This window comes from Natrinema halophilum (genome assembly GCF_013402815.2).
In the GTDB taxonomy this organism is placed as follows: Archaea; Halobacteriota; Halobacteria; order Halobacteriales; family Natrialbaceae; genus Natrinema; species Natrinema halophilum.
In genome coordinates, this window is the sequence record NZ_CP058601.1 from 3,325,142 (window position 1) to 3,349,453 (window position 24,312).

The window sequence follows — 24,312 nt, forward strand, 5'->3', positions numbered from 1 at the left end:
GTTTCTGTTACCGCTGACGATTCTATCACTGTACCCGTAGTTTTAATACAAACCGAGTCAATGTAAAACAAGAATGACCGGTCGAGAGCATTCCTACGAGAGTGGCGATTATGCAGCACCCGATCCCGCGAACATGACCCTGGCCGAAAAGGCCGGACAGCTCGTCGGTGCGTACGTTGGACCGTTAGGTGACGTCGACCTGAGCGTCGACGATGCAGCAGCGCTCGTCCGCGACGAGAACGTCGGAACGGTCGCGGCGTTTGGAATCGGTATTTCTCCGCACCGGAATCCTGAACGGCTCGCCGAGATCGCCAATCGTCTTCAGCGGGTTGCCATAGAGGAGACGCGTCACGGCATCCCGCTGTTGCTTCCCGTCGACGCCGTCCACGGACACGCGTACGTAGACGGGGCAACGGTGTTTCCCCACGGGCTGGGCGTCGCTGCGACCCGAAACCCAGCGAACGAGCGTATGGCCAGCGATATCACGGCTGCGGAGATGCGTGCAACCGGTGCGAACCAGGCCTACGGCCCAACCTGCGACGTGGCACGCGATCCGCGCTGGGGACGCACCTTCGAAACGTACGGAGAGAGTCCGCTTCTGTGTAGCGCATTTTCTCGAGCAGCCGTTCGCGGATTCGAGTCCATCGAGCACAGTCCACGCGTCGCTGCGACAGCAAAACATTTCCCAGCCTACAGCGATCCGGCGGGTGGCGAGGACGCTGCCGTCGTAGACCGCTCCTCGAGTACCGTTCATCGGCTATTCATCCCGCCGTTCGTCGAAGCGATCGACGCCGGTGCGTCGGTCGTGATGCCGTGTTATAACTCCGTCGACGGTGAACCGGCCCACGGCTCCCGCCGATACCTCACCGAACTTCTGCGCGAACGACTCGGGTTCGACGGAGCGATCGTCTCGGACTGGGGCGGGATCGATCATCTCCACGAGGATCACCGCGTGACGGCATCCCAGCGTGACTCGGCGCGAACGGCGATCGACGCGGGTCTCGACCTGATATCGATCGGCCGCGACGAGTACACGGCTCACATCCGAGACCTCGTCGAAGCGGGCGAACTGTCTGAACGCCGTATCGACGAGGCTGTCACCCGAATTCTCGACCTGAAGCAGTCGCTCGGCCTCTTCGAGGACCCGTACGTCGACGTCGAGACCGTCAAGTCAACGGTCGGTTCCTCGGATCATCGTACGGCCGCGTTGCAAGCGGCCCGCGAGTCCCAGACCCTCCTCGAGAACGACGGGGTCCTTCCCCTGTCGGACGATTTGGATTCGATTCTCGTCGCGGGTCCGAACGCGGATTCCCTGCGCAATCAGTTCGGTGGATGGAGCGTTCAGACTCCCGACCCCACGACCGGATCGACGGTTCTGGACGGGATCGTGGAACGGGCCGGTGACGGGACGTCGGTCCGGTACGAGCAGGGTGCGACTCTCCGAGACCAACGCGACCTCGAGGCGGTCGGTGACGCCGCGACGGACGCAGACGTGGCGGTCGTGGCCGTCGGTGAAGGGTGGTACTACCACGAGTTCGGACCGACGGAACTCATCGGCCCCACCGGCAGTTTTCCGAGTCGCTCCCTGCTCGAGTTACCGGATGCCCAGCGCGACCTGCTCGAGACCGTCAACGAAACCGGAACGCCGATGGTGGTCGTCGCGATTGCGGGTCGACCGCTGGCGCTGTCGTGGACCGCTGACGCCGCCAACGCGCTCGTTTACTCGTACTACCCCGGCAGCGAAGGCGGCGAAGCGATCGCGAACGTTCTGTTCGGCGATCACAATCCGTCAGGTCGATTGCCGATCAGCGTTCCGCGTTCGGCGTCCGAACTGCCGACGAATTTCAATCACGTCGCCCATCCGACGCCGATCGGGGCCGACGAACACCCCGATACGTACGACCCCCTCTACGAGTTCGGCTACGGCGAGAGCTACACCGAATTTTCGTGTCGCGATCTGACGGTAGCCAACTCGCGGATCGGACCTGCCGAATCGGTTACCGCCTCGATCACCGTCGAAAACGTCGGCAATCGAGCGGGCGACCGGGCGGTCGATTTCTTCCTGCGAGACGAAGTGAGTTCGCGCGTTCGCCCCGTTCGGGAACACGCTGGCTTCGCACGCGTTTCTCTCGAACCCGGCGAGTCGACGGTCGCCGAGGTAACGATTCCGAACGAGTCATTAGCCGTGACCGACTCGCAAGGCCGGAGCAGGGTCGAACCAGGTGTGTTCGAACTCTCGTGTGAGAACTGTTCGACGACAGTCACGGTCGAGCAGACGAACGCCCGGCGATAGCTGGCGAATTGCTTTTTTGTCGATCGATTTTCATCGCATTCGGTACATCTAGCGTCGTCGATCGAGAAAGACAGCGAATGAGGGGAAACTCGAAATCCGACGCCCACCGAGTTCAAAATCGCCAGTCGCTCGACCGATATCGACTCAGACCGTACATATATTTTATATGTGGCCGACTAAAGAACGAATCATTGAATGAAAATCGTGGCACTGGACCGGTTCAGGAACTACAATTATATATTGTATTACATGTAATAATGCTATGTTATTTTAATAGAGTGTATTATACACATACATTTTTGTACGTTCGTGATTCAGTAAATGGTATGGACACGAAGACGCTCCGACGGGCGCTCGAGGACGCTGGGTTGACCGGTCAGCAAGCGGAGGCCTATCTCACACTCCTCGAATCGGGACCAGCTCCTGTCGTCGAGATCGCCCAGCAGTCGTCGATTTCGTCCTCGCGGATCTACGACATCGTCCGATCGTTAGAGGAAGAGGGTTTCGTCGAGACGCTCGAGCGCGATCGATTACACGCTCGGCCGCGCGAACCCGTCGACGTTCTCAATCGGCTTCGCCAAAAGAGCGAGATGTTTGCGGACGCTGCCGGGGAGATCGAAGATCGATGGGAGCGTCCTGATCCGCGCGAATCGCGCATTAGCGTCCTCAAACGGGCCGAGACGGTGCTCAGGAGCACCGCGGACGCAATCGCTGAGTCGAACATCTCCCTCGTACTGGCCGTCACACCGGCCCAACTCGAGGAATTGCGGCCGACGATCGAGACCGCCGCCGCAAACGGCACGCTGATTCAGATTGCGGTCTACGACGACGGCACCGTCGACGTCCCCCGGATCGAGGGCGTCCTGGAAATTCGTCGGTGCTGTATTCCCGGCCCGTTTCTGGCGATCGTCGACCGTCGGTATGCGTTCTTCGAGCCGAACGTCCGCAGCGATCGCTCGTACGGGATCACGATCGGGGACGAAATCCTTTCGTTCATCATGCACTGGTACTTCTGGACGTGTCTCTGGGCACAGAACGAACGGATTCACGTCGATCGAGAACAGCCCCCGACGTACGTCAGCATCGAGGGGTTCGTCCACGATGCCGCATCGCTACTTCACGACGATGCGACGATGACGCTCCACATAATCGGCCGGCAGATCGAGACCGGCGACCGAGTCGATATTCGCGGCGAGCTCGCTCGGGTCACCTGTGGTGGCCACCTCGAGTTACCGCGTCATCCGAAGTATACTGACCTGGCGGGCCAGATCACTCTCTACGTCGAGACTGAGGACGGTATCGTTTCGGTCGGCGCGTGGGGTGCGGTATTCGAGGACGTCGAGGCCGAAATCATTCGTGTGGAAGGGATTGACCTCCCGGAGCCGTAAGGCGAGATTCGAAACCTGTCTTTCAGACTGCCAGGACTGTACCCATCGATGTTTTTCAGATCTCGGACCGGGACGTGGATTCAAACTCGATCGATCTGCACCCCTCAATTACACTCCTATGCATGTAATCATCTTTTGCCGCTACTCCGTCCTCGTTCGATAGCAATCGTGACCGGCGAAGGTTTCGCCGAAGCGACTCGGCACTTCTCGCCGAGTCGTGTAGTCGTTGGGTTAAATGCCGTCTAGAGATACCCCTCCAGAAATATATGTTCTTCTTTCGAGTAGTTGCACTTTACATATGTATTTTTATATAACTGGATGCGACCAGCCGCGATCACTACTTACACAGTCAGCGATCTCACAGGCAGAAATTCAGCGTCGTCAGTGGGTGGCTACCTGATTACAGTTCGATACGCATTCCAGCGATCGAGACTCCGCTATGAACGACGATTTTCTCTTTCTCTGCCGGAGAACTATCCGAAACGCTGATCGGGAAATCAGCCATCAGTGGCTGAGAAATGGCATCCCCTGCGCCAAACCGGACTGAATTCCGTTCTGACCCTTAGAGAACGGTCCCCAATTACGTAATAATTATATCAATATCGCATTCACAACACATATTTTAAAAATGTATTATTTAGATCCATCAAGTTGTGTCCGTCACCGGCGGTATCCGACGGGAAGCGGTTGAGTAGCGCCGGGAGTAACGTCACCGCGGTGGCTCGGTGTAGAATCCGTGAGTTCGTTCTCGGCATTTGCTCCGTCTCCCTCGAGTACAGCGACGGCCCCCGACCGACTCCGGCGTCAGAGTCGACGTATATCGGTATCGTCTCGCCAATACGACTCATCAGCGGGCAACGCTGGCCCACTGCAGACGAAGACCAATCACTCGATGGCGTTTCGTCAGTCAGGTAGTAGCGAACCGACGAGTTCAGAGTAAGCGACGCGATGTTGACGGCACGCCGAATCAGCCCCGTGCTCTCCTCCTCGAGAACGTCATCTCCCAGTCGGCTCACGGGACCAGTTTCGGAGACGGCGCCGTAGAGCTTCCCATCCTGATCTCGAATTGGCGCTCCGACGCCCAGTCCCTGAATCGACTCTTCGTGATTCTCTGTAATACCGTGCGAGCGCACATCTGCCAACTCGTCGCGGAGTGTATCGATGTCGGTGTTGCACCTGTGATATTTTCGCCATATACTCAAAGCCAGTCATTATTATTTCATTTACTTACTCGGAGGAACGTGAACTGTGGCGATTTGCTGAATGTATTGCTGTGCTATTAGTCCATGCCACAACAACATTATCCCACCGGAAATGATTCGCGGATAAAGTTCAATATTGTGTGAAGTCCTTCTCCGAAGGGGATATCGAGTTCGACGTTCGTGTGCAACGCCGTGCAAACCGCAGTTAGATCCGACTCATACACGTTCTATCCGCGAATGGAACGCTCATCTCCGACAGCCAGTGTCGGCCGAACGACGACGTCCCTTTCACCCGCCGACGAGGAGTGTGCAACCAGTTCGTCGTGAGCGTTGGTCGGTCCTCGCGTTGCTCGGATCGGTGAAGACCGACCGATACCGTGGATCAGAGTGAGGTTCGACATCAGTCGGTGACTGAAAGTGTTTCGACCGGCTTTCGACACCACTTCTTTCTCGAGGGTATTTCGAGACATCCGGTGTCTCGTGGCGGAATTCACGGTCTCGATACAGTCAGAGACTTCTCGTGAACCGATCGAACTCACGCCCGAAACGCAGAAAATAGCAGTTATAGATTTTTGGAGAGTTGATTGAGTCCGATGGCGAGGCTCGCGCCGATTACGATTATCACCGCGGCACCGATCATCACCGTCGAGACGACGCTCACCAGGGGATCGAGTATCTCCCGGAGCGAAATATACGCGAGCACGGGGACGGTGCGGGTATCGAATCCCGACAGGAACAACGCCATGATGAATTCCTGGAGACTGATGATAAAGGCGATCAACATCGAGGCGAAAATCCCGTTTCGCACGCCCGGGAGAACTACTTCCCAGAACGCGCGAATTCGCGATGCGCCCAGATCGAGTCCCGCATCGCGGAGACTCCAGTCGAAGCGAGCGAAGACCGACTGCATGATGAAGAATACGAGCGGTGTTGCCCAGAGCGAGTGTGCGAGTATGATCCCGAGATAGCTCTGCTGAATGCCGAGTTTACTGTAGAAGGTAAGCAGCGTAACCGCGGTCACCACCGCCGGTATGAGTAGCGGAAGCAAGACGAGCGGGACGAGGTACGTCGACAATTTCCCTCTGGATCCTTCGACACCCAGCGCTGCGAGCACGCCGAGCGTCGTCGAGAGGAGCATCGTCCCGGTTGAGGTGATGAGGCTATTTTTCATAGCAGTCAGCCATTGATCGCTCTCGAGGAACTTCTGGTACCACTGTAGTGAGATTTCTTTTGGTGGAAACGAGAGATAGCTCGATTCGGTTATCGACGTACTGATTATGATCACCAGCGGGAGAAGCAACATCACTACCAGCGTGATGTACCCGATGCGGAAGGCAGCCGTTTCGATCTGTTCTCGCTTAAACATAGTCCGTTTCACCTCCCCGACTATCGAGGAATCTAAAAAGGACGATGATGCTTACGAGGACGACGAGCAACATTATGAGGGATAGCGCCGCTGCAGCAGGCCAATTAAACTCGCTGAGCATGAGTGATTCCACTTCCAGTGCGAACGTCGTCTGGCGAGCAGTTCCGAGAATCGCCGGTGAGGAATACGCTCCGATACCCCAGGCGAAGGAGATTACGGACGCGACGGCGATTCCGGGCACTATCTCCGGGAGCACCACTTCGTAAAACGACCGGACTCGGTTTGCTCCCAGGTCACGTGCTGCTTCGACGATCTCCCAGTCCATCGTCGAGAGAACGCTGTATATGGCCAGCACCGAGTATGGAACTGTGATATACAGTTGTCCGATAAGAACCCCGAGGAAATTGTTCATAAGTTGGATCGGTTCGGACCGAATACCGGTGCTGATCAGCACTTCATTGATTGCCCCTCCAGGCGAGAGGAGCAAGACCCCAGCGTATAGTTTCACCACTAGAGTCGTCAGAAGCGGGAGCACAACTCCGAACAGAAGGAGCATTCGAAGTTTTTGTTCTGCTCTCCATATCGCGTATGCATAGAAGACGCCTATCGCGACAGAGATTGCCGTCGATATGATGGCAAATTTGAACGTAAACCACATTAGGTCTTGAATATATCCGGAGGTGATGACGTCGGCGTAAGTCGATAGGGTCCACGTTCCTTCTTTGAAGGCTCCTTGAGAGGTCTGCTCGTATAGACTGATTCGCAGGAGATACAGCATCGGAACAACGAAGAATACGAGTTCGAATACTGTAACGGGAAGAAGGAGAAGCGACGATCTATTCGAGTCGTCTTTCAAGATCTCGCCAACCCGCGTAAATAGACCCGAGGATGACTTGACACTCATGACTGTACCTTGATTTTGTCCCCTGACCTATCGAAGCAGAGGAGGCCGGTCGCCTGCCACTGGAGTTCTACCGTACTCCCTTCGTCGATAGACGAATCCCCGACCGTCTTTTCGACGAACATGGAGGTGTCTCCGACATCGACGTAGTACCGGACCGTCGACCCTCGATACAGCAAATTCGTCACGGTTCCAGTGGCGGTGAAATTGTGGGATCCGTCAGCTCTGACGGTGTTCGTTTCGGCTGTTGCTGGCTCAAGGGAGAGGATTTCCGGCCGAATCGAGACGTGAATGCGGTCGCCTTCAGTGATACTTCGGTTCTGGAGCGGGATTCGTATGGGCTCACCGATACCGGTACTTACGACCACGCCGTCGGAAACCACCTGTTCGACGGACCCTTTGATAAAGTTAGTTTCCCCGAGGAACTCCTCGACGAACTTGTTTTTAGGATTGTTGTAGACTTCCCGCGGTGGACCGACCTGTACGAGTCGACCATCGTTCATGATTCCGATCTTATCGCCGATCGTGAACGCCTCGTCTTGATCGTGCGTGACGTGAATCGTCGTTCGCTGGAACTGGCTGTGGATCTCCTTGATTTCGATCTGCATTTGCTCTTTGAGCCGCTTGTCCAGATTTGAGAGCGGCTCGTCGAGCAGAAGAACGGGAGATTCCGTCGCGAGCGAACGGGCGAGTGCGACTCGCTGTTGTTGCCCCCCGCTCAGATCGGTTGGACTGGCGTCCCCGAACTCACCCATCTCCATCACCTCGAGCATTTCGCGCGCCTTTTCCCGTCGCGCTTTCTTGTCCATCCCCTGCATTTTCAGTCCGAAGGCGACGTTCTCTATCACCGACTTGTGGGGAAACAACGCCCACTCCTGGAACACCATCGAACTGTCCTGTTTGTAGGGCGGTTGGTCTGTGACTTCCGTATCGTTGATGTATACCTCGCCCTCGGTCGGCGTTTCCAACCCGGCAAGCATGCGGAGCGTCGTCGACTTTCCACAGCCGCTCGGGCCAAGCAGACAGAGTAACTCACCGGCTTCGACCGTGAGCGATACGTCTTCGACTGCGACGAGATCGCCGAAGCGCTTTGTGAGATTCTCTGTGTGTAATCCTGACATCGTAGTCTCCTTAGTTCCCAGTTTGATTTGACTTTAGCGTTTTCATTCGCTCCGAGAAATCGGAGTTGTAATCGCTCAGATATTCCCAATCCGGGAGCTGAAGTCCCTTCAGTTCCTCGTTCGTCGTCGGAATGGTTTCCGCGACGAAGTCCGGATACTCTGCGTTCTTGTTGGATTTGATCTCCCAACTGGTTTCCGACCAACTGGTCTGGATATCGGCACGAAGCAGGAAATTGAGGAATTCTTCTGCCTGTTCTTGTTTGTCCGAGCCGCGGACGAGACAATAGTCGTCGAAGTATCCACCAGTTACTTCCGGAACGACCACGTTCAGATTGAGGCTGTCGTTCGTTCGCGACTGATATGCCGCCGTAGCCCAGTAGTACTGAGCCGTATTTATGATATCGTTCCGGAAGAGTTCCCAAATTTGAGCGCCGGAAGTGAACCATTTGGTGATGTTCATCTGACTGATTGCATCGAACGGTGCATCGTGATATTCTTCGCCGTAGAGTTCTCCAGTCCCTTCGAGGTCATCGGCGACGATGGCACCGGTCTGTAATGGATAAATGTAGAACCCGTCGCTCAAACTGATCTTCAGATCACGACTACTATCGGTGAAATGGGCGAATTTCTCCGGTGGCGACTCTAGATCCTCACTGTAGGCGATTGCGTTGGGGTTTCCTTCTACCGGAACGCCGTATTTGTGTCCGTCCGCTCGTATCTCTTTCAATACCGGGAAGACGTCCTCGTAATTGGGGATATTGTCGTGATTTACCTCGGCGAAGAGCCCTGATTGTTTTCCCTGGAAATAGAAGTAATCGTCAGCGACGGTAAGATCGTAGGGGGGATTGTCCTCGGGCGCCGACTGAATCTTGGACAGGATTTCACTGTATCCGGGGATACACTCTATCTTGTTTCCCGTCTCCTCTTCGTACGGTTTCTTGATCTTATTCCGGAATCGTTCCGTATAGGGTCCACTCCAGGTCGCAACGCGAAGCGGTCCGCCTGATCCCGATCCAGAACCCATACATCCCGCAACGCTGGCACTAACCGACGTAATGCCAAGCGCTTTAACGAATGATCGGCGGTCGAAACGTGTGCGTCCTTCTCCCTGCTTCATGTTATGTTTCATGGTTATATTGTTCGCATTTCCACATCGTGTTCGTGTTGTCCATCCGACACATCATCGCAATTCCTTTCTGTGCTACGGAATCACATGTACCATGCTAATTTGCAGGTATATATAGGTTTCGACAGGACGCGAGCCCAGTAGTCTGCTCCACCGTATGGCGGATGCGATGCCAGACGCGCGGTCCCGCGAGCTGTCGGGACCCGACTACATGAATGCATCGAGTTGCGCGATATGCGCTCAAACTCGCTTACCCAGCTAGCAACACAACGGACAGAATAGCGAACACGAAACCGACTACCTCTCTGATCCCGAGAGGATTTCCGAACAGGACAATTCCGATGCCAACCGCCACTACGAAGTACAAGGCTGAAATCGTCGTAACGGTTCCCGCTCGTCCCTGTGCGATACCGGAATAAAACGCAATGGCACCAATCCCGGCGAATATACCGCTAACCAGCGCCCAGCCTACGCCTTCAACCGTTATCGACACGTTATCACTGGCAATCCAGAGGTACCCGATTGCAATCGCGATGCTCGTTACGTACGACAGAATCATCGCTACCGTCGGATCGACTGTCTCGGTCGCTATCTTTGCTATTGCAGTCCACAACCCCCAGGAAATCATCGCAACCACTGCAAACACTACGGGTGACGGAGCCATACGGATACATCGCTTCAACTCACTTATGAAGGTACTGGTGCGGTGAGTAGATTTATATATTTCCTTCTCACCACTGGTACTGTGACACGAGAGAGCTTCCAAGACATAGAATGGTCTGTAGATGAAGAGACGGGTATCGGCCGCGTCGTCATCGACCGCCCCGAGAGCCTCAACGCGCTCACCTGGAGGACGCGTCGAGAAATTGCTGAAGCCTTCGAGCGGTTCCAGCGACTCGACGACGAATCTCACGAAGTCGTGGTAAAAGCAGTCGTTCTCGAGGGGAAGGGGGACAACTTCTCCGCCGGAGCCGACACCAACGAATTCGGTGGCGAGTCTGCGCATTCGATGGTTCCCGTTCGTATGTACGACGCTATCGAACGATACGGCGCCCCCGTTATTGCCAAGGTCTCCGGATATTGTCTCGGCGGCGGACTGGAACTCGCACTCGCCTGTGATTTCGTTCTTGCCGCGGAGGAGAGTGAATTTGGGTTCCCTGAAATCGAACACGGGCTTTGTCCGGGTGCCGGTGGGACGGTGCGACTCGTCAAAAAGATCGGTGCCGATCGAACGAAACAACTCGGAATGACCGGTGAGCGTCTCTCCGGGCGTGAAGCGGCAGACGAGGGGATTATCTATGAGGCCTATCCAGCAGCAGAATTCGACGCCGAGGTGAGAGAATTCATTGCCGAGTTAGCTTCGAAAGCCCCGCTCGGCGTTCGGGGCGTCAAACACACCGCCAACTTTGCGAAAGATGCGGACATCGATGAAGGGACGAAGTACGAGTGGTCTCAATTTTACGCGCTAATGGCGACTCGGGACTACGCCGAAGCAGCGGCGGCACGGCGTGAAGATCGAAACCCCGAGTGGAAAGGTCGATAGTGTCCGCCTTCCCCTGACCGCAGTTCATTTTTACCGTGATCGGTTTGGCGATTCCGTCTTTTCTTCGTTACGGTCGATTTCTCACGCTGGAACCGGAGCCGGCATCCTCTGAACGCCGGTACCCGTTCGCTCCGAGAGACGGCCGGGGACGAGGAATACCTCGCTTTCGATCGGAATGGGAACCGTCTCCATCAGTACTGCCGGATGGTCCGCACCATATCCGCTGACCGGCTTCGATGGTCGTCCCGATTACTTGCCCGCGGTCGTCCTTCGTAGAGTGCGATTCAGTTAGCCGTTTCTGGCAGTCTGTCTCTCCCGTCTTCGGCTTTCCCGCCTTCTATGTCCGTTCTCGTATCGCTCGGGTGGTCACTGGAGCGGATGCAACGATGGCCCGAAATGTACTGACACAATCTGTGTCTTATCCCGGCTTATGCCTCCGAACATTTTTAATGATTCAGAGATGAACTCCCGGAAAGGGTCGCTCAGCAAGAGCAACCTGTATTGGAACATACAAATATGAATTTCGTCGATTACCTCGAGCTCAACCGGCGTAGCAACCCGGACCAGATAGCGATTCGAACGGAAACGAACACGTGGACGTACGAAGAGTTGGTACGCGACGTCCGCCGATTTGCGAACGTCCTTCAATCAGATGGCATCTCTTCGGAAAGCCACGTCGCCGTGATGCTCCCTAACACCTACGAATTTGCCGTCGCTTTGTTTGGTTCGCTCGCACGCAACCAGCTGACTGGCCTGATAGACCCTCGGAGCAAACGTGGCGAGCTTGAAACACTCATCACACAGATGGACCCCGCTGCGATCGTCACGACCGCTGAGAATGCAGATTCGGTCAGGGAAATAGACCAGAGTATATCGGTCTATTGTACCGAAGCGGGCGACGGAGTCGGCCAAGATTTCTGGGAGCAAACGGAGGCTGCAAGTGCTGAGTTTCGAGTTCCCGAAACGCTCGGTGAGGAAGAAGCACTTATGTTGCATACAAGCGGCTCTACGGGCCAACCGAAAGCCGTCGTCCACACCCACGGCAGTTTTATCGCTGTTAGCGATCTTGCGACGATTTCGTACGAACTTCATTCAGATACGACACATCTCGCTGCACTCCCGTTGTACCATTGCTGGGGTCTCATGAATCTTGGGGCGACGTTGAAAATCGGCGGAGAAATAGTTCTGATGAACCGGTGGAACCCCGAGGAAGCAATGGAGCGAATCGACGAATACGGGATCGATTTCTTCTCCGGCGTCCCAGCGATGTACAAGGACCTGATGGCGTCTCCACAGTCGGACCAGTGGCAACCGACATCACTGGAAGTCGCGATCACCGGTGGCGCTCGTGTGCCATCGGAGCTCATCCCCGATGCGGAGGCGCTTCTCGAGTGTCCGGTTTTCAACGGGTGGGGTATGACCGAAACGTTTGCCGCTGGCGTCTGGGAAGAGCCGTCTCAAGAACGACGGATTCCCAGCGTCGGGACGTCGAGTGATCGGCTATTCGAGGTTAAAGTCATCGATCAGGAAGACGGTTCGGAATTGCCGAGCGGCGAAGCCGGTGAATTACTCGTGAGAGGTGACGCGGTGATGAAGCGATATCTCGGTCAGCCGTCCGAAACGAGCGACGTCTTTTCCGGCGAGTGGTTACGCACGGGCGATATCGCACGCATCGACCAGGACGGGTACGTTTACCTGCAGGATCGAGAGAAGTATATGATCATAACCGGTGGCGAAAATATCTATCCCCAGGAGGTCGAAGACGTGATCGAAGAACTGGATGGCGTTCGGAACGCGGTCGTCGTCGCGAAACCTGACGAGCGAAAAGGCGAGAAACCGGTTGCGTTCGTGGAACGAACGGACCAGTCCGAACTTACGGAAGCGGAAATCAAATCGCACTGTCTCGATCAACTTGCCGCGTTCAAACACCCGCGCACTGTCACGTTCATCGACGATCCTCCCCGGAATTCCGTCGGTAAGATACAGCGCACCGCGCTTGAGGAAGAGATAGTCGACTGATCGACCTTGCATCACGGTCGGAAATCGGTCCGGTTCTCAATTCGTTGCGGCAGGCGTCTCGAAACCCGTCTCGGACGACCCGATCACGTCGCGTCGGTACCGACCGTCGAGAGGTGGGTTCCGCCGTCCACCGTGCCCATGGCGAAGCAGGAGTCACAGCGCGTCAAATCGATCTGTAGATCTCTTCCGACTCGGCTTCGAATCCGGTTTTTCCCTCCACGAGCAGTTCTACCAGTTCGGACTCGATCATTTCGTCGGTCAACTTGTACCTGGGTCCACTGATACCGAAGGTGCCGAAAAGCGACCCGTCCGGTTCCACGAGCGGTACCGCGACGGCCCGCATTCCGTCGATACATTCCTGATAGCTCACGGCGTAGCCCTGCTCTCTGATCGTCTCGAGTTCGTCGAACAGGCGATCTTCCGATGTAATCGTGTTCTCGGTCTCCTGGGGCAGCCCCCATTGCTCTATAATCTCTTCGACGCGGTCGTGAGGCAAGTGCGCGAGGAGCGCTTTCCCTTGTGCCGTTGTCGGCATGTAGTAGTATTCAGCGATCGTAAAACGCGGATTCTGTATTCCGTTGACGGCGAGATGGACTGTGAGAACCCGGCCGTTTTGTTCGACGCAAAAATCGACGTACTCATCGCATTCTCCCGCGATCTCTTTCACGTACGTTTCCGCTAGCTTGTACGCATCGTTGCGACGTTTCGTATACTCTCCAAGGAAGAGAAATTTGAAATCGAGGTGGTAAATTTCCCCTCGCTTCGTCACGTACCCGCTCTCTTGGAGCGTGTGGAGATGACTGAAAACCGTGCTTCGGGCCATTCCAAGTTCGTTTGTGAGCTCCGCCATCGTCGCCCCGTCCATTTCCTGAATCGTCTCTATGAGTCTGAGCGACGTTTGAGTCGCCTGGACCAGATTTGTGTCCTTTTTTGCCATGCCAGAACAATACTACTGCTGCGATATAAAAGTTTTCTAGAGCCGAACTGAGTCGTCTCGAGTGCCGAGGTCGTATACGTACGTCTCTCAGTCGGGAACGAAGCGATACCGCGACGGAGATTGGTAATTGATGACGCGCGCCAATCCGTCTACGAGAACGTTCCTTTCACGCGTTCGATGCACGAACGAGGCTCCGATTTCCCTCCGTACGCAGTCAGGTTCCCCTCCGGCCGTTTACAGACGTAGGTCTGTAACACTTTGACACACTGTTTTACTAGCATAAGGTTGTAAATCACTCGGAACGTCCACGTAAAGTAGTTCACGAGAGCCGAACACCAGATCGGCCGGTCTCGTCTCACTGCACACGACTCGGCAGTACGGGACCTCCTTCGTCCGTTCAGCCTCCTCGGAGGGGAATCGACGGCGGGTATCGAAGAACGATAGTCTGGGGTTTTGCAACGAATGCATATCGAGAGCGGGGCGAACGGGAGGAGCTCGTTTCCAAAAGTATAATTGAGTATAGTCCGACTCGACGTCTATGCGTCAAACTGCGAGCGCAGTAGATCGGACTAGTTACGGTATCGTTTCTCCATTCGCTGGTGACGAGCTATGAACCTCGGTATCAACGTAAGCGACCTCGAATACGACCTGATGCGTGACTACGCCGTTCGGGCCGAAGAACTGGGATTGGATTCGGTCTGGGTGGGTGAAACGTGGGGGTGGGAAGCGTTCACGTTACTGGGCGAACTCGCCCAATTGACGGACGAAATTACGCTCGGGACCGGAATCGTCCCAGTCTACACGCGGTCACCCTCCCTCCTCGGGCAGGCAGCCGCAACTGTCGCCGAAGCGACGGGTGATCGCTTCGTTCTGGGTCTGGGGACGAGCGGCCCTGCAGTCATCGAGAACTGGCATGGAGACGACTTCGAACGGCCGATTGGCTACACGGCGGAAACTATCGACGTCATAGAACAGGTACTCTCGGGAGAGACGGTTTCCCACGACGGTGACTCGTTCCAGTTGGACGGGTTTCGGTTCCGGGCCACTCGAGAGTCGGGGGACGTCCCCGTCTTCGTCGGCGCTCTCGGGGAGTCGAACGTCAGAATGAGCGGCGCGATCGCTGACGGCTGGATGCCGATTTTCGTCCCGCGCAGTCGTATCTCGGAACTGTACGAGGAATTCGCTGCCAGTGCGTCTGAGCGAGGGAGAGATCCCGACTCCCTCTCGGTTGCACCGAATACCGTCGCCGCCATTAGCGAGGACGGTGACGTGGCTCGACAGGCGGTCAGACGTCACATCGCGTTTTACGTCGGCGCGATGGGTGATTTCTATCACCGCACCTTATCGGAGGCCGGGTTCGAGCAAAACGCCGATGCGATTCGAGAGGCGTGGCACGAAAACGGTCCCGAAGACGCCGCCGAAACGATAAGTGACAGGGTTATTGATGAGACGGCGGTCGCTGGAACGCCCCGTCAAGCACACGAGCAACTCGATTCTTTCGCTGCTACCCCGGCGGACGAGATTCACCTGTTCTTCCCACGGTCGGCGGACGCTGCCCTTATGGAATCGACGATCGATCACCTCGCTACGTATTGATCGCGCTTGGGTCGACTCTCGAGCGTAGTGGCGTACCGACATCCGATGCTGCTCGGGTTACCAATTTCCGACGGGAACCGAACCCGCCTCGAACGCGTTTCTGGGGGAGTGGCGTTCGATACTTCGCGTCGGTCGGTTTCTCTTTTCGCGGCCGAGCTTTGGGTAGCCGAATTACTCGGAACCGAACGACGTTAGAACAGTATTTTGTTCAGTGAGTACGTCCGACGGTACGTCTCCCCTGGGAGGTGTCCCGTGTCCGGTATCGTCTACTGGGACACATCGTCATTCGAAGGTCGCATCACCGATTACTTCCCGCATCACCGCGTTTGTGCCCTCGTAAATCTGGGGAATTTTCGAGAAACGGAAGTACGTTTCGACGCGGTATTCATCGAAACAGCCGTATCCGCCGTGGAGCTGGACGGCTTCGCTGGACACGTCCTCAAGTAGCGTCGTCGCAACGAGTTTCGCCATCGCGGCGCGTTCGGTATCGAAATCGTCGGCCTGCTGGCATTCGTAGGCCGTTTCGTAAACGAGCGAGCGGGCAGCCGCCACGCGAGCACGAAGGTTGGCGACTCGGTGTCGAACCGCCTGTTTTTCGGAGACAGACCCACCGAACACCTGCCGTTCCGAGACATAGTCAATCAGCAGGTCGAGTGCACCGCGAGCGGCGCCGACGGAAGCGACAGCGACGCCCAGCCGGCTTTCGTCGAGAAATTCCATGACCTGGTAGAATCCCTGCCCTTCGGCCCCGAGTCGGTTTTCCTCGTCGACTCGAACGTCGTTGAGGAATACCTGTGCGATATCCGTCGTCGCAGGCCCCAGATGACCATCCATTGGCGTCGCCTCGAACCCCGCCGCGTCCGTCTCGACGATGAACGTACTGATCCCTTTGTGTGCTTGCTCCGGTGAACCCGTGCGAGCGTATACTACGAGGAAATCCGCGACGCTCCCGTTGCTGATGAATACCTTATTACCGTTGAGAACGTATTCGTCGCCGTCTTTCTCGGCCGTCGCCTGAATGTTTGCAAAATCCGATCCGGCCTTGGGTTCGGTCATAGCGACACCGCTTACTTTCTCTCCTCGAGTAGCGGGTCGTACGTACGTCTCGATTTGCTCAGCCGTTCCGTGTTCGATAATCGATTCACATCCGAACGTAGCAGCGGTGACGCTTTCTGCGATGCCGGGATCGGCCCGGTGAAGTTCCTCGTTGATGAGTAATTCCGTGACTAGATCCATCCCGGCACCGCCGTGGTCTTCATCGAATCCCGGAGCGAGTAAATCCAGTTCGGCGCTCCGTTCGATGATGTCTATCGGGTACGTACCGTTTCGCTCGTACTCGACGGCTACCGGCTCGATCTCTTCTTCCGCAAATCGACGTACCTCTTGCTGTACAAACGCCTGCTCGTCACTCAGTCGCATACCTACGGGAAATTTCCGCATTCGTTTATAACTATCGGTGTATATGGGCCGTGTCCACGCGGGTTCGAATTAGCCGATCCGGCCGGCGATCCGCTCAATGTGGATCATACCCTTCGAAAAATGGGACACCATACGATGAGTATCCCCATAATTATTATATATTTAATCATAATTGTGTTCAGGTTTCACAGCGTTGTCACCGGACGCAGATCGACGAACGATTTTTCTCGAATTCGACCATCCGTGCCGTCACCCGGGCCGGCATTTGTTCGGTCGGTCGAAGTCGACGTTCGCAGCCGTACCAAAATCTGAAACGGGCACTCATTGTACATCTGTAGCCTCTCGGCGATGGACGTCGACTCGTATCGACTATTTACGTACCATCTGAGCCGTCAACGGGAGAACGTTCGCTCCAGATCGTCTGTGCCCAAAGCGATGGCAACCCGAAAACGGGGCTATCCAGCGGACGTCCCATTTCGCATTTCCTCTTTTCCGTTATATACCTCCGCTGTCGGGAATTGTGGCGCCTTGCGTCGGATGGCGATTCGATGAGGTGATTCAGGCGACATGTACTTGCATCCTTCCATGCCATCTCCTGGCACCCTCTTCAGAAATAAAATATTCCTGTTGTTTCTAGTGATACATACTAAAGTAGTCATATAATGGCCGGGTTATTATCAGCCCGGTTACAACGGAGTACTCGGGCTCTGCCTACACATTTTATTTTATCTTCGTATAGCTCTCTCGGATTCCATAGAGACGATCGTAAAATTTGGTAAATAATAGTGGAAATTGTATTTACTAATGATTTAATATACAAATGTGGGATTACAGTGCTGCACTGTCCTGATGTACTCGACGATCTGTCCTATTGTCCGTTGTGTGCGCCGTTATCGATGCGACTGCAATCTGTTACTTCCTCGTCGTTCGATTGACAGTCCGGTCTCGGGTCCAGTTATGAAAGGCCAACCGGGGCCGATAATCGCAACCTATCTTATTTGGATATATTATGTAGAAACGATACTATAGCCGGTTCCGATTCGGTAAGTCGCGCTTTCGAGGCGTGGATCTCTCTCTATTTTCCGCGGTCTATCGTTTCGGACATTTAGAAATGGAACAGGGCGGATTCCGGTTTAGAACGCATATCCGGGTTGCGAACCTCGTTCGTCCGATCGATCGTCGCCCGGCGAGCGACACCCCGGTTCGACAGCCGACCACTGATGAGCAGATTCGGACTCTCGGAAGCCCCGCCGCTGCCTGCCGCGAGTGGGGCGAATCCCGATGACGGCTCTCGTTCAGACCGTCGCAATAATCCCACCGCGGGCCGAAGATTTCCGAGGCGGCTGTTTCGGGCGGACTCGAGCCGACTCCCGTCGAAATAGCCGTCCATCGCATCGCTGAGTTACAGCCGCCGCGAAGCGAGGAGGCAGTCGTTCGAAGCACGAATAAGTCCCACGGCGAGTTGGGTCCGACGGCAGAAGATATCGGGCCGGCCATCCATCACGCGAAGGCACGAGTAATTTCGTCGACGCGGTCGAATCGATGGTGTCGGTGGCGAAAGCATCCAACGAGTATTCCGTCGGCATGCCTCGAGGGGGGCAGAATCGTCAGCGACGTCGATTGACTGTTTGTAATACCCCGACGCCATCACGTCGTCGGCTACCGTACGCTGCCCGGTGTGTGATCTCGTTCGACGCATGCCATACCCCCGGCGATCGTGTTCAGTACTGATTCTGTGCCGTATCCATCTTGCACTGCACGCAGCGGTCGTCGGCGAAGCAAGCGATGTCGTCGTAGGGACAGTCGTATGCGTCGACAGTGACGGAGAGATGGCGTTTTGCGTCCTCCCATTCGGACACCCAGTCCTCGAGTCGCATTTCTGCCGACGTGAAGACGATAGTATCATTCCGGTCTACGATTTTTGCCACCGTGACGGAGCACCGGTGTTCTTCGACGGCGTCGATCGCTTCGTCGTACGAGTCACACCGGATTATCTCCGTTCCGGTATCGTCGTCCAGGAGCCGGACCCTGACGGAGCCGTCGCATTCCTCGGTCGGGTCCAATCCACCTACCATGGTAGTGTCGTCGAAACCGTGACGGAAAAGGGTACGCGTTGTGAGAGTGTTGACGAGCGTTGGTATCGGATCTGAAAACGAGGCGGTGATAGATATCGTATGGTTCGAACGAAGACGTTTTGCGCGCGTCGCTCGTAGTTCTTGCAATGCCGACGACGTGTGCGCTGTGTCGGCGCGTCGTTCCGGATGAGAATATCGACGATCCGCAGGTCGTACAGCAGCACCATTTGCGGCCAGAGGAACGAGCCGAGAGTCCGACGGTGATGCTATGCAGACCGTGTCACAGGCAACTACACGCGCTATTTTCGAACGAAGAACTTCGAGAGGACTACGACACGGTCGACGCGCTCCGATCGGCAGCCCGCCTCCAGGGCTATATCGACTGGATTCGCGGGACCGAGAAACTCGATATTCGCGTCTCGACCAGCAACCGAGTGCGCGAGCGGTCGTAGATTCGGATGCGATACCGCCGTTTGACCGTGGCAAGTGCACGACCCTCGAACACGGGAGTTCCTGATCAATCCGCTCGAGGATGCGCTGACGCGTAGCCTGTCCTACGCTGAGTGCCAGAGCCGTCGCTACGGGGCACCTGGAACCCCCTCAGAAACTGACTAAGAGGTACCATCAGTGGCTCGCGGTGTTGCTCGCCACAAAAACATGGGCCGACTCGGATTTGAACCGTAGGAAGACGATCCCACTTGCTTTGCTCGTGGGCGTGGGACTTATCGACGAGGATCGCACGCCTACGATCCAGTCGGCGGCGTTCCTCTCGACACTGAAATTCTGTCGGTACCTGCGCGGCGATGACGTCGAGCGGCTCAAGCGGCACGACCTCTTCGACGAGGACTCGCCGGAGGCGGACGGTATCGAGTTCACGCGGCTGCGGAAGACGTACCGTTGCCACCTCGACGTCACGGAGTTCCTCCGCCGCTGGATGTACGAACAGGATGGCATCAAGTCCGTCTCCGATATTGACTCGACGCTGGAGACCGCCGACGGCGATGTGCCCAACGCGCTGCATCCCGTCTTCGAGGAGTCGCCGTTGATCCTCATCACGCACGTTGATCGCGGCAGTCAGCAGCGCAACGAGGCGGAGGCCAACCTCGTCAGTCGGCTCTGCAAGCTGGTTCCGGGCGAGGAGGGCGTCGGCAATCCCCTCGGACCGACGTCGACCAGAACGAGGCCACGTTCCGTCTCGACGGCGACGAGCAGGGCGTGGGCGCATCCGGATTATTCTATATCAGGTGGTTCGCTCGGACGGCCCAAAGCGTTGGATATCGAGCCTCGGAACTGCATCGGCCTGTGCCTGCAAGTATTATCACCATTACCTATCTCGCCGTTCATGACATTTGCATGACTGAAGATTGCGTGAGTCGACGACGAATTCTACAGATCGGTGGCGGCCTCGTGGTGGTCAGTGGCGTCGGAGGTACTACGGCCGCCTCGAGTGACCACGAAACGAACGACCAGCCAACCGATACTGGCTTCCAGACTCGCGTTGCACACCTTTCACCCGACGCACCCAACATCGACGTCTACGTCGACGGAGAGCGGGTCCGCAAGGGCATCTCGTACGGGACGGTCACCGACTACCGCGACCTCGCGCCTGGCACGTACAGGATCCAGATCGATCCCGCCGGTGAAGACCCGGCCGAAGCAGTGCTCGAGGAGACCGTCGAGGCCGGCGACGGAGACCCCACCCTCGACGGTCTCCTCGCAGTGATCGGCGAAGTGGCCGCCGAAAACCAGCCCCTCGAGGCGCTGTTTCTCGATGACGACAACAGCCCGATCGATTCGGGTACCGCTCGCGTTCGCGTCCTCCACGCCTCACCCGACGCGCCTGCGGTGGACGTCGTTGCCGGTGAAAACGGGAATGCGCTGTTCGAGAACGTCGCTTTCGGTGAATCCGGCTACACCGAGGTCCCGGAGGGCGAGTATCCACTCGTCATCTATCCTGCGGGTGACCGAGAGACCAGCGTCTTCGAAATCGACGTGTCCCTCGCCGGAGGAACCGTCTACTCCGCGTTTGCGATTGGCTACCTCGAGCCGGAGGGAGCACCCGCCGATGAGCCGTTCGAGATACTCCTCACGGAGGATTCCCTTCCGGATGAAGAGGTCGTCGAGCCGGACGAAGAGGAGCCAAAAGAAGACGAACCCGAGAAAGAGTCTGAAAAGGAGGAGAAGTGCGAGGGCAAGAACGCTACGTGATACTGCCGGCTGCCCGCCGTGGAATCGAGATGTCTGCACAATACCATGGTGCCGTCGTTGCGGTGGATCAGACACACCGAGCAGCTCGCTCAAAGTACAGCTCGGATCAAGATGCATCCAGCGAGAATCAAGAGAGTAACAGCTTGCAGTCGGTGAATCGGTTCGGAGAGTTCTGGAAAATCGCACGCTCAGCACCGCAGGTATTTGAACCATGAGTCTGATGCTGCCTCCCGTAATTGAATCGGATTAATTACGCAGCAGATTGTAATACACTATTACGATTTCAAGAAACAATTCTCATTTCACACCCATACTTATCACTCACGAAACTGTTTGAGCTAACCGGAATCCCGAGACGGAGGCGACCTGCGTTCAGAAGTGAATCAACTAAGCGGCGAAATCGAGGGGGCACCGATCTCCTCGAATGCCGTGAACGGAACTGTCGAACGCTAAAACCGGCGTTACCGGCCGTCTAAGAACCGTTCAGAAACTGAGTGGGCCAACTCGGATTTGAACCGAGAGCCTCCACCTTATCAGAGTGGCGCTCAACCTGATTGAGCTATTGGCCCGCTTCGCACTCGGTTGTTGCCCGGTGGAACGTTTAAGCGTTTCTTTCTTCGGGAGGCGTGCGAACCGCTACCGGGCGAGGGGATCGTCGTCCCGTTCGTCGTCGGTGTCGTCGGTGCGGTCGTCACCGAACTCGATCGTGTACGAATCTTCATCGTTGACGGTATAGGCATCCGACCCGAGGTCGTACGTTCCGCCGTCGGTCGATTCGGATGGCTCACTCGTCGTCCCCTCGCTGGGAAAGCCGACGGTCCAGACCTTTCCGCTGGCGAATCCGCCCGTTTTCTTGTCCGCGTACGGAATAATCACGAAACGCTTGAGAGCGGCGCGGATTGGGATCCGCGTCAGCGGGACGGCAAGCAGGAAGCCGATGGCGTCGGTCACCAGACCGGGGGTTAGCAGGAACGCTCCGGCGGCGATCAGTAGTCCACCGTCGAGTAGTTCGTTGGTCGGCGGCTTGCCCTGGGCCATCGACCGTTGCATCTTCCGAATCGTCCGCCGTCCTTCTGCACGGACCAGTAGCATCCCGACCAGTCCCGTCAGGACGACGAGCAGTACCATCCCGACCCAGTTCAGGAGACCAAACTGGGTGACGATGACCGCGAGCAAGACGGCATCGAGAAACGGGATGAGCAATAGCGCGAAAATCCACCAGAGCATACCCTCGCTAGGGCCCGAAGATTGAAAATCCTTTACTCTCGTCTCGGTATCCGCATCATCTTCATCTCGAGAGCGCGGTCCCCGATGGGGCGACAGGGCGGCGACCGAGTCAGTGCGAGCGAAATGATCGTCGGTTCCTGACGTTCCCCGTGCGAACGAAGGCCTTACGCCGGCGACTCCCGTCGGGTAACTATGAACGATGCTACGCGCGTCGAGTGGCGCGAGTGGGGGCAGGCGGCCTTCGACGAAGCGTCTACGGCCGAGGTTCCCGTCTTGCTCTCGCTGACTGCGACGTGGTGCGATCACTGTCACGAGATGGACGCTGAGACGTACGCCGAGCCCCGTATCGCGGCGAACGTCAACGATAGTTTCGTTCCGGTACGGGTCGACGTGGACCGTCACCCGCGCGTTCGCGACCGGTATAACATGGGCGGGTTCCCGTCGACGGTCTTTCTCGCGCCCGACGGGACGGTGCTGACCGGTGCAGGCTATCTCGGCCCCGACGGAATGCGCCAGGTTCTCGACAGCGTCCGGACCATGTGGCAGACGAAAGGCAGCGGGGCCGCGCGAATCCCCCGTCCGCTGCGGGAGGATAACCCGCCGGCCGACGAGTTGACCGCCGACGTCGAATCGGCCATGCTCGGTCAGCTCACGGAGACATACGACGAAGTCGCCGGCGGCTGGGGTCAGAGCCCGAAGTTTCCACTCCCGGATGCCCTCGAGTTCGCACTCAAACGCGACCGGGAGATGGCGCTGCGCTGCTACGATGCTGTCGGGGCAAATCTGTTAGACGAGTACGACGGCGGATTCTATCGCTTCGCGACGGAGCGCGACTGGTCGGGGCTCCAGCGCGAGAAGTTACTGGATTCGAACGGCGCGCTCGTGCGGGCGTTTGCTAACGCCTACCTGCTCACCGGGAAAGACGAGTACCGCGAGCCCGCCGAGCGGACGATCGAGTACCTGACGACGACGCTGTGGAACGGCAACAGAGACGCCTTCGCGAACAGCCAGGCTCCCGGTGAGGACGACGCCCATAGCCTCGATGCGACCGAGCGGGCGAGTGCGGACGAGCCCCCTGTCGACGACGGCGTCTTCGCCGGTCCGAACGCACTGGCGATCGAAGGACTGTGTACCTACTACGCCTACACCGACGACGACCGCACACGCCGGTACGCCGAACGCGCGCTCACGACCCTCCGTGAGGACCTGCTTGCCGACGGCGTCGTCCGGCACACACTCGGGGAAGACGACCGTAGAGGAGTCGGCGACCAACCCGTCTGTCTCCTCTCGAATCAGGCGCGCGCGCTGGGGGCACTGACGACGGCTGCGAGCACGCTCGAAACGGCGGCCATCGAGGACGCAATCGAGATCGCCGACGCGACGATCGAGCGACTCTACGACGAAGATTCGTTTCTCGACGGCCCGGCCGAAGGGGTAGGCTTACTCGACCGTCCGCTTCGGCCACTCGATTCGAACGTCGCGTTCGCCGATGCGCTGCTCGAGGTAGCCGTTCTCGCCGACACGGATCGTTATCGAGAGTACGCACGACGGACGCTCGAAGCCTTCGCTGGTGCGAGCGACCGCTTCGGCGTCCAGATCGCACGATACGCGACGACTGTCTCCCGCCTGCTCGAGGGACCGCTGGTGATACGGATCGCGGGCGAGCCTGGGTCGGACCTGCACCGTGCAGCGCTTCGCCTCGCAGACCACGAAAAAGTCGTCGTCCCCGAAGCGGACGAAATCGAAGCGGGAACGGCGCGAGTCGAACGCCGCGACCGCGTGTCCGCCCTCGCCGAAACTCCCCGCGAGTTGAGCGAACGTGTCCGGGCCGTTCACGACTGACGTTCGGGCCCGAGACGCCCGTACCTGCTATTCCGTCAAACTACCACAG

At 57.0% G+C, this 24,312-nt stretch carries 19 protein-coding genes and 1 tRNA gene; 9 read left to right on the top strand and 11 right to left on the bottom strand.

Annotated elements, in window-relative coordinates; all coding sequences use genetic code 11:
* Nucleotides 1-73 precede the first annotated feature (73 nt).
* The gene (locus HYG82_RS36685) at nucleotides 74-2,293 is read left to right on the top strand and encodes a glycoside hydrolase family 3 N-terminal domain-containing protein (protein ID WP_218834181.1); all 2,220 of its coding nucleotides are present in this window, start codon (nucleotides 74-76) and stop codon (nucleotides 2,291-2,293) included.
* Nucleotides 2,294-2,619: 326 nt separating this feature from the next.
* Nucleotides 2,620-3,681, top strand: a complete 1,062-nt coding sequence (locus HYG82_RS36690) for a TrmB family transcriptional regulator (RefSeq protein WP_179262474.1) — start codon at nucleotides 2,620-2,622, stop codon at nucleotides 3,679-3,681.
* A 608-nt stretch (nucleotides 3,682-4,289) separates the two neighbouring features.
* Here HYG82_RS36690 and HYG82_RS36695 read toward each other — a convergent pair.
* The 6 genes from HYG82_RS36695 to HYG82_RS36720 all read right to left on the bottom strand — a co-directional run bounded on the left by HYG82_RS36695 (nucleotide 4,290) and on the right by HYG82_RS36720 (nucleotide 10,061).
* Nucleotides 4,290-4,883 (bottom strand): IclR family transcriptional regulator domain-containing protein, encoded by a 594-nt coding sequence (locus tag HYG82_RS36695; RefSeq protein ID WP_284145002.1) that lies wholly within the window; start codon nucleotides 4,881-4,883, stop codon nucleotides 4,290-4,292.
* Between the two features lie 562 nt (nucleotides 4,884-5,445).
* On the bottom strand, nucleotides 5,446-6,249 hold the full coding sequence (locus tag HYG82_RS36700) for an ABC transporter permease (protein ID WP_179262476.1): 804 nt from the start codon (nucleotides 6,247-6,249) through the stop codon (nucleotides 5,446-5,448).
* Nucleotides 6,242-7,153 carry an ABC transporter permease gene (locus HYG82_RS36705; protein WP_179262478.1) on the bottom strand — a complete coding sequence of 304 codons (912 nt, stop codon included), beginning with the start codon at nucleotides 7,151-7,153 and terminating at the stop codon, nucleotides 6,242-6,244. Before HYG82_RS36705 ends, HYG82_RS36700 begins: the two co-directional genes overlap by 8 nt.
* Nucleotides 7,150-8,271, bottom strand: coding sequence for an ABC transporter ATP-binding protein (locus HYG82_RS36710; protein ID WP_179262480.1), 1,122 nt, complete (start codon nucleotides 8,269-8,271; stop codon nucleotides 7,150-7,152). Before HYG82_RS36710 ends, HYG82_RS36705 begins: the two co-directional genes overlap by 4 nt.
* A 10-nt stretch (nucleotides 8,272-8,281) precedes the next feature.
* Nucleotides 8,282-9,295: an extracellular solute-binding protein gene (locus tag HYG82_RS36715; RefSeq protein ID WP_179262482.1), complete on the bottom strand. Its 1,014-nt coding sequence runs from the start codon at nucleotides 9,293-9,295 to the stop codon at nucleotides 8,282-8,284.
* Between the two features lie 352 nt (nucleotides 9,296-9,647).
* The gene (locus HYG82_RS36720) at nucleotides 9,648-10,061 is read right to left on the bottom strand and encodes an EamA family transporter (RefSeq protein WP_179262484.1); all 414 of its coding nucleotides are present in this window, start codon (nucleotides 10,059-10,061) and stop codon (nucleotides 9,648-9,650) included.
* Between the two features lie 81 nt (nucleotides 10,062-10,142).
* On the opposite strand from HYG82_RS36720, the gene HYG82_RS36725 reads away from it, so the two are divergent.
* Entirely contained in the window at nucleotides 10,143-10,940 is a 798-nt protein-coding gene (locus HYG82_RS36725; RefSeq protein ID WP_179262486.1) for an enoyl-CoA hydratase/isomerase family protein, read from the top strand.
* 516 nt (nucleotides 10,941-11,456) lie between these two features.
* Nucleotides 11,457-12,959, top strand: coding sequence for a class I adenylate-forming enzyme family protein (locus tag HYG82_RS36730; RefSeq protein ID WP_179262488.1), 1,503 nt, complete (start codon nucleotides 11,457-11,459; stop codon nucleotides 12,957-12,959).
* A gap of 163 nt (nucleotides 12,960-13,122) precedes the next feature.
* On the opposite strand, the gene HYG82_RS36735 is transcribed toward HYG82_RS36730, so the two are convergent.
* Nucleotides 13,123-13,896, bottom strand: a complete 774-nt coding sequence (locus tag HYG82_RS36735) for an IclR family transcriptional regulator (protein WP_179262490.1) — start codon at nucleotides 13,894-13,896, stop codon at nucleotides 13,123-13,125.
* A gap of 609 nt (nucleotides 13,897-14,505) precedes the next feature.
* Here HYG82_RS36735 and HYG82_RS36740 point away from each other — a divergent pair.
* Nucleotides 14,506-15,492 (top strand): LLM class flavin-dependent oxidoreductase, encoded by a 987-nt coding sequence (locus HYG82_RS36740; RefSeq protein ID WP_179262492.1) that lies wholly within the window; start codon nucleotides 14,506-14,508, stop codon nucleotides 15,490-15,492.
* Nucleotides 15,493-15,774: 282 nt separating this feature from the next.
* Here HYG82_RS36740 and HYG82_RS36745 read toward each other — a convergent pair whose 3' ends face one another.
* Both HYG82_RS36745 and HYG82_RS36750 read right to left on the bottom strand, forming a co-directional pair.
* A complete protein-coding gene (locus HYG82_RS36745; RefSeq protein WP_179262494.1) occupies nucleotides 15,775-16,911 on the bottom strand; it encodes an acyl-CoA dehydrogenase family protein in 1,137 nt (378 codons plus the stop codon).
* Between the two features lie 1,721 nt (nucleotides 16,912-18,632).
* Nucleotides 18,633-18,986, bottom strand: a complete 354-nt coding sequence (locus HYG82_RS36750; protein ID WP_179262496.1) for a hypothetical protein — start codon at nucleotides 18,984-18,986, stop codon at nucleotides 18,633-18,635.
* A 146-nt stretch (nucleotides 18,987-19,132) separates the two neighbouring features.
* Here HYG82_RS36750 and HYG82_RS36755 point away from each other — a divergent pair, with 146 nt between their 5' ends.
* The 3 genes from HYG82_RS36755 (at nucleotide 19,133) to HYG82_RS36765 (ending at nucleotide 21,194) form a co-directional block, all read left to right on the top strand.
* Complete coding sequence (locus HYG82_RS36755) at nucleotides 19,133-19,438, top strand: hypothetical protein (RefSeq protein WP_179262498.1); 306 nt, start codon at nucleotides 19,133-19,135, stop codon at nucleotides 19,436-19,438.
* 263 nt (nucleotides 19,439-19,701) lie between these two features.
* Entirely contained in the window at nucleotides 19,702-20,343 is a 642-nt protein-coding gene (locus tag HYG82_RS36760; protein WP_235217725.1) for a hypothetical protein, read from the top strand.
* On the top strand, nucleotides 20,340-21,194 hold the full coding sequence (locus HYG82_RS36765) for a DUF4397 domain-containing protein (protein WP_179262502.1): 855 nt from the start codon (nucleotides 20,340-20,342) through the stop codon (nucleotides 21,192-21,194). The genes HYG82_RS36760 and HYG82_RS36765 overlap by 4 nt, the downstream gene beginning before the upstream one ends.
* 495 nt (nucleotides 21,195-21,689) lie before the next feature.
* On the opposite strand, the gene HYG82_RS36770 is transcribed toward HYG82_RS36765, so the two are convergent.
* Both HYG82_RS36770 and HYG82_RS36775 read right to left on the bottom strand, forming a co-directional pair.
* Nucleotides 21,690-21,763: transfer RNA gene (locus HYG82_RS36770), tRNA-Ile, on the bottom strand.
* 67 nt (nucleotides 21,764-21,830) lie between these two features.
* A complete protein-coding gene (locus HYG82_RS36775) occupies nucleotides 21,831-22,421 on the bottom strand; it encodes an FxsA family protein (protein ID WP_179262504.1) in 591 nt (196 codons plus the stop codon).
* Nucleotides 22,422-22,613: 192 nt separating this feature from the next.
* On the opposite strand from HYG82_RS36775, the gene HYG82_RS36780 reads away from it, so the two are divergent.
* Entirely contained in the window at nucleotides 22,614-24,263 is a 1,650-nt protein-coding gene (locus HYG82_RS36780; RefSeq protein ID WP_179262506.1) for a DUF255 domain-containing protein, read from the top strand.
* Nucleotides 24,264-24,312: the final 49 nt, after the last annotated feature.

Bases quoted from the DNA above. Each gene is read 5' to 3' on its own strand.
- HYG82_RS36765 (WP_179262502.1), top strand. From the start codon at position 20,340: ATGACTGAAGATTGCGTGAGTCGACGACGAATTCTACAGATCGGTGGC.
- HYG82_RS36745 (WP_179262494.1), bottom strand. From the start codon at position 16,911: ATGCGACTGAGTGACGAGCAGGCGTTTGTACAGCAAGAGGTACGTCGA.
- HYG82_RS36730 (WP_179262488.1), top strand. From the start codon at position 11,457: ATGAATTTCGTCGATTACCTCGAGCTCAACCGGCGTAGCAACCCGGAC.
- HYG82_RS36690 (WP_179262474.1), top strand. From the start codon at position 2,620: ATGGACACGAAGACGCTCCGACGGGCGCTCGAGGACGCTGGGTTGACC.
- HYG82_RS36780 (WP_179262506.1), top strand. From the start codon at position 22,614: ATGAACGATGCTACGCGCGTCGAGTGGCGCGAGTGGGGGCAGGCGGCC.
- HYG82_RS36685 (WP_218834181.1), top strand. From the start codon at position 74: ATGACCGGTCGAGAGCATTCCTACGAGAGTGGCGATTATGCAGCACCC.
- HYG82_RS36710 (WP_179262480.1), bottom strand. From the start codon at position 8,271: ATGTCAGGATTACACACAGAGAATCTCACAAAGCGCTTCGGCGATCTC.
- HYG82_RS36705 (WP_179262478.1), bottom strand. From the start codon at position 7,153: ATGAGTGTCAAGTCATCCTCGGGTCTATTTACGCGGGTTGGCGAGATC.
- HYG82_RS36740 (WP_179262492.1), top strand. From the start codon at position 14,506: ATGAACCTCGGTATCAACGTAAGCGACCTCGAATACGACCTGATGCGT.
- HYG82_RS36735 (WP_179262490.1), bottom strand. From the start codon at position 13,896: ATGGCAAAAAAGGACACAAATCTGGTCCAGGCGACTCAAACGTCGCTC.
- HYG82_RS36700 (WP_179262476.1), bottom strand. From the start codon at position 6,249: ATGTTTAAGCGAGAACAGATCGAAACGGCTGCCTTCCGCATCGGGTAC.
- HYG82_RS36775 (WP_179262504.1), bottom strand. From the start codon at position 22,421: ATGCTCTGGTGGATTTTCGCGCTATTGCTCATCCCGTTTCTCGATGCC.
- HYG82_RS36750 (WP_179262496.1), bottom strand. From the start codon at position 18,986: ATGGTAGGTGGATTGGACCCGACCGAGGAATGCGACGGCTCCGTCAGG.
- HYG82_RS36755 (WP_179262498.1), top strand. From the start codon at position 19,133: ATGCCGACGACGTGTGCGCTGTGTCGGCGCGTCGTTCCGGATGAGAAT.
- HYG82_RS36715 (WP_179262482.1), bottom strand. From the start codon at position 9,295: ATGGGTTCTGGATCGGGATCAGGCGGACCGCTTCGCGTTGCGACCTGG.
- HYG82_RS36720 (WP_179262484.1), bottom strand. From the start codon at position 10,061: ATGGCTCCGTCACCCGTAGTGTTTGCAGTGGTTGCGATGATTTCCTGG.